Below are 5,540 nucleotides of genomic sequence, written 5' to 3' on the forward strand. Positions count from 1 at the left end.
GCTGTGCGCTGGCTGCACGTGATCACGGCTATCGCCTGGATCGGCTCGTCATTCTATTTCATTGCGCTCGACCTTGGGCTGCGCAAGACCCCGAGCCTGCCGCCACTCGCTCATGGCGAAGAGTGGCAGGTGCATGGCGGCGGGTTTTATCACATCAACAAATATCTGGTGGCGCCGGAATTCCTTCCCGAGCACCTGACCTGGTTCAAATGGGAGAGCTATTGGACCTGGCTTTCGGGCGCGATGCTGCTGGCGCTGATCTATTACGTTGGCGCCGATATCTATCTGGTTGATCGAAATGTGCTCGATATTCCGAGCTGGGGCGCCATCCTGCTCTCGATCGGGTCGATCGTGCTCGGCTGGGTGCTTTATGACGCGCTCTGCAAGTCGCCGATCGGGCAATCGACGACCGGGTTGATGCTGGTGCTGTTCGCCATTCTGGTAGCGGCGAGCTGGGGCTACACGCAGCTCTTCACCGGTCGCGCGGCAATGCTGCATATGGGCGCGTTCACCGCGACCATCATGGCGGCCAACGTGGCCATGATCATCATCCCCAACCAGAAGATCGTGGTGGGTGATCTCAAGGCGGGCAAGGTGCCTGATGCCAAATATGGCAAGATCGCCAAGCAGCGCTCGTTGCATAACAACTATCTGACGCTGCCTGTCATCTTCTTCATGCTCTCGTCCCACTATCCGCTGGCTTTTGCCACGCAGTGGAACTGGATCATCGCTTCGCTGATCTTTCTCATCGGCGTGGTCATCCGGCACTATTTCAACACGCGCCATGCGCGGAAGGGCAATCCTCACTGGACCTGGGGTGTTGCCGTCGTCCTGTTCCTGATCATCGCGTGGCTTTCGACGGCGCCGAAACTGCCGGGTTTTGATACCGAGACGCTGGCGAGCGCGACGGGCGAGCGGTTCATGGCGACCGAGCACTTTGCCTCGGCGAGCCTGACGGTGCAGACGCGTTGCGCCATGTGCCACACGGCAGAGCCGGCATGGCCGGGTGTGTTCGAGGCGCCGAAGAATGTCATTCTCGACAATGACGTGGCCATCGCGAACCACGCCAAGGATATCGCCATGCAGGCGGGCTATGCCCATGCCATGCCGCCGGGCAATGTCACGGAGATGACGGCTGAAGAGCGGGCGCTGCTGGTCGAATGGTTCCGCGAGGGTTCGCGCTCATGAGCCGCACGATACTGCGCGGCCGCGTGCTGAGTTTTTCGCGCGCGCCGGAAGGCATCGAGGATAGCGAGAGCTATCTCTACCTCGAGGATGGCGCGGTCAGTATCGAGGACGGCATCATTGTCGCCGTCGGTGATTATTCGGAAGTGGACAGGTCGGACGCGATGGTCGTGGACCATCGGCCCAACCTGATCATGGCTGGCTTCATCGATATGCATCTGCACTATGTGCAGAGTCAGATGATGGCCTCCTATGCCGGGTCGCTGCTGGAGTGGCTCAATACCTACACCTTTGTGGAAGAGCAGAAGTTTTCCCAGCAAGGGCACGCCGATGCTGTTGCCGTCGATTTCTATGACGCGCTGATCCGACACGGGACAACCACGGCCGTCGCCTATTGCTCCAGCCATCCGCGTTCGGTGGATGCCTTCTTTGCCGAGGCGCAGCGGCGCAATATGCTGATGGTCGGCGGCAAGGTGATGATGGACCGCAATGCGCCCGAAGACCTGCTCGACACGGCGCAATCGAGCTATGACGACACCAAGGCGCTGATCGCGCGCTGGCACAAGAGGGGCAGGGGGCTCTACGCGATCTCTCCACGCTTCGCCATCACGTCGACGCCTGCGCAGATGGAAATGGCGCAGACGTTGGTCGCCGAGCATGGCGACTGCCATGTGCAGACACACCTCAGCGAAAACGACGCCGAGATTTCCTATTCGATGGAGCTTTATCCCGATGCTCCAGATTATACGGGCATCTATGAGCACTACGGTCTGCTGACCGAACGCACGCTGTTGGGGCACTCCATCCATCTCAACCATCGCGAGACGGCGGCGATTGCCAATGCCGGTTCTGTGGCGGTGTTTTGTCCGACCTCGAATCTCTTTCTTGGTTCGGGGCTGTTCGATCGCGACCGGATGCTGAAGCACGGGGTGCGGATTGGGCTTGCGACGGATATCGGCGCAGGCACGAGCTTTTCCATGCTCAAGACCATGGACGAGGCCTACAAGGTGCTGCAACTGCGCGGCCAGCGGTTCAATCCACTGGCGTCGTTCCACCTTGCGACGCGGGGTAATGCCGAGGCGCTGGGGTTGGCTGACACGATCGGCAGCGTAGCGCCGGGACGGGCGGCGGACCTCGTCGTGCTCGACGCGCGGGCGACGCCGACCATGCGGATGCGCATGGCGACTGTCGAAACGCTGGTCGAGGAATTGTTCCTTTTGCAGACGCTTGGCGACGACCGCGCCATTGCCGAGGTCTATGTCGCCGGTGCAAGGGCGAAGTCCACTTTAGGCGGGTTGTGAGGCAGGCCGCGATGGCCTAAAGCTGTCGCCAAACTGTTATCGTTAGGACCCCCTGGCATGAGCAACTATCTTACGAAATCCGGTCTTTCCGTGCACCCTCTGCTGGTGGATTTCGTAGAAAAAGAAGCGCTCAAGGGCCTAGCGGTATCGGCGGATCAGTTCTGGGATGGTTTTGCGAATCTGCTGCGTGAGCATAGCGCGACCAATGTGCGACTTCTGGCCAAGCGTGACGATCTGCAAAGCCAGATCGACGAGTGGCATCACAAATATGGTCCGGTGACCAACAATCCGCAGGGCTATGAGTTCTTCCTCCGCGAGATCGGCTATCTCGTTTCCGAGCCGGGCGATTTCACGATTGACACGGAAAATCTCGATCCCGAGATTTCGAGCATTTGCGGCCCGCAGCTGGTCGTTCCGGTCTCCAATGCGCGCTATGCACTGAATGCCGCCAATGCCCGCTGGGGCAGCCTCTATGATGCTCTCTATGGGACCGACGCGATCTCCCGCGATGGTGATCTGGCGCCGGGCAAGGGTTTCAATCCGGCACGCGGCGCGGCCGTCGTCGCACGCGGTACGCAGTTCCTCGACGAGAGCTTTCCGCTGGCAACCGGCAGCCATGCTGACGTTACCGGCTATCATGTGGTCAAGGATGGCGAGACGCGCCACCTGCAGGTCGATACTGCGGCGGGCCGCACCGGGCTGCGCGATCCTTCCGGCTTCGTCGGCTATGGTGGGACCGAGGAGAGCGGCGAACTGGTGCTGCGCCACAATGGTCTTCACGCCGTGCTGGTCATCAACCCGAAGAGCCCGATTGGGTCGACCCACAAGGCCGGGCTTTCCGACATCATCGTCGAATCGGCGCTGACGACTATTCAGGATTGCGAAGACTCGGTTGCGGCAGTCGATGCCGAGGACAAGGTCGGCGTCTATCGCAACTGGCTGGGCCTCAATGACGGCTCGTTGCAGGATACGTTCGACAAGGGCGGCCAGACGGTCACGCGCCGGCTCAAGGCCGACAGGACCTATAAGGACGTCAACGGTCAGCCGCTGGTGCTCAAGGGCCGGTCGCTGCTGCTGGTGCGCAATGTCGGGCACCTGATGACCACCGATGCCGTGCTGCTCGATGGCAAGCCGGTGGGTGAGGGGCTGATGGATGCCGCCGTGACGGCGCTCTGCGCGCTGCACGACAAGGGCGACAATTCGCGGACCGGGTCGATCTATGTCGTGAAGCCCAAGATGCATGGGCCGGAAGAAGTCGCCTTTGCCTGCGCCATCTTTGCCTCGGTCGAAGGCTTCCTTGGCCTCAAGCCGAACACCATCAAGATCGGCATCATGGACGAGGAGCGTCGCACCTCGGCTAACCTCAAGGCCGCCATTTATGAAGCACGGGCCCGCGTGTTCTTCATCAATACCGGTTTCCTCGATCGTACCGGCGACGAAATCCATACCTCGATGGAAGCGGGCGCTGTGCTGCGCAAGGACGAGATCAAGTCCGAGCGCTGGATCTCTTCGTACGAAGATCGCAACGTGCTGATCGGGCTGGCCTGCGGGTTCTCTGGCAAGGCGCAGATCGGCAAGGGCATGTGGGCGCGGCCGGACGATATGGCGGCGATGCTCGATGCCAAGATCGGCCACCCCAATGCGGGCGCCAATACCGCCTGGGTGCCATCGCCAACGGCCGCCACGCTGCATGCGCTGCACTATCATCAGGTCAATGTGTTCGAAGCGCAGTCGCGCCGCCACAACCAGGCGGTGCCGGGACTAACCGAGCTGTTTTCGATGCCGGTGCAGGTGCCATATTCGCTGAGCCGCGAGGAGATCACCCGCGAGCTCGAAAACAATGCGCAGGGTATTTTGGGCTATGTCGTGCGCTGGGTGCAGCAGGGCGTGGGCTGTTCCAAGGTGCCCGACATCAACAATGTCGGCCTGATGGAAGACCGCGCTACCTGCCGTATTTCCTCGCAGGCGGTCGCCAACTGGCTGCGTCATGGCCTCGTCAGCCGCGACGAGGTGACGTCCACGTTCGAGCGCATGGCGGTCATCGTCGACCAGCAGAATGAAGGCGATCCGATCTATCGGCCGATGTCGGAGAATTATCAGTCGGTGGCGTTCCAGGCGGCGCTGGATCTGGCGCTCAAGGGTGCGGATCAGCCGAGCGGGTATACCGAGCCGCTGCTCCACGCCGCACGCCGCAAGGTGAAGGCGCGCGACGCGAAGTAAGTTTTCAACCACGGTGTCATCCCCGCGAAAGCGGGGATCTCTGTTTCCGGCAGGGGATTCCCGCTTGCGCGGGAATGACGCGGTGGGCGGTGTCAGGCTTCCATGAAAGCCACGCGCGCGGCGCGGGCCATTTGCACCAGGACCATGTGCATGTCCTGCGGGACGGTGATCGGCTTTTCGAAGAAGATGCGCCTGACGTCGTCGCCGTGGGCAATGTCGATGCCTTCGGCGTCGATGCCGGTGAGGACCCATTTGCCCGATGGTGCCTTGGCGTAGTGGCGGGCGTATAGGTCGACGGCTTCAAAATGGTCTTCGTTCATGTGCTCGACGGCATGGCCCTCAGCGGCGGCGAGGGCCGGGTCGCCGTTGGAGAGCAGGTCTTCGGCGGTGAGCGCGAAGGCCTTGCCGAAGCCGCCATTGAGGCTGGCTGAGCGCGGTTCGAGCCGCACGAAACGGAAGTCGCCCAGTTCGGCATAGAGCTTTGCCTTGGGCTGGTGCGCCAGATAGCGGGCGGCGATGCGCTGGCTGTCGGCATCGTCGCGTTCGAGGATTTTGGCCTCGGCGGCGATGGAAATGCGCGGGTGGGCGAGAGGATCGACCTTGCCGGTTTCGCCGAGGAGCAGCGAGCAGCGGCCGTCGGCCCTAAGGGCGGGGAAATGGGCGGCAAGGCCTGAGATCAGCAGGACGGGGGCGCCATCAAAATCGGTGGAGACGCCGACGCGGGTGACCTGGGGAGCGCCGGTCTGGGGATCAAGCGTTGCCAGCGCGCCGTAGCGGGCGGAACGGATCAGGGTTTTCGCCTGGCGCCGGGCTTCGTCGCTGGTCGGCTGCAAT

4 protein-coding genes are annotated in these 5,540 nt (G+C 61.9%); 3 read left to right on the forward strand and 1 reads right to left on the reverse strand.

The features are described 5' to 3' along the window. The 3 genes from ABW043_RS03695 to ABW043_RS03705 all read left to right on the forward strand — a co-directional run. The coding region (locus ABW043_RS03695; protein ID WP_502908589.1) for a urate hydroxylase PuuD at nt 1-1,188 on the forward strand (1,188 nt) is incomplete at its 5' end. Further along, nucleotides 1,185-2,486, forward strand: a complete 1,302-nt coding sequence (gene guaD / locus ABW043_RS03700) for a guanine deaminase (protein ID WP_353919885.1) — start codon at nt 1,185-1,187, stop codon at nt 2,484-2,486. The genes ABW043_RS03695 and guaD, both read left to right, overlap by 4 nt. A gap of 57 nt (nt 2,487-2,543) precedes the next feature. Next, nucleotides 2,544-4,706, forward strand: a complete 2,163-nt coding sequence (locus ABW043_RS03705; RefSeq protein WP_353919886.1) for a malate synthase G — start codon at nt 2,544-2,546, stop codon at nt 4,704-4,706. Nucleotides 4,707-4,798: 92 nt separating this feature from the next. Here the strand turns inward: ABW043_RS03705 and ABW043_RS03710 are convergent, their stop codons facing one another. Then, nucleotides 4,799-5,539, reverse strand: a complete 741-nt coding sequence (locus ABW043_RS03710) for a HugZ family pyridoxamine 5'-phosphate oxidase (RefSeq protein ID WP_353919887.1) — start codon at nt 5,537-5,539, stop codon at nt 4,799-4,801. Nucleotide 5,540 lies beyond the last annotated feature (1 nt).

This window comes from Devosia sp. (assembly GCF_040509215.1).
Lineage (GTDB): Bacteria > Pseudomonadota > Alphaproteobacteria > Rhizobiales > Devosiaceae > Devosia.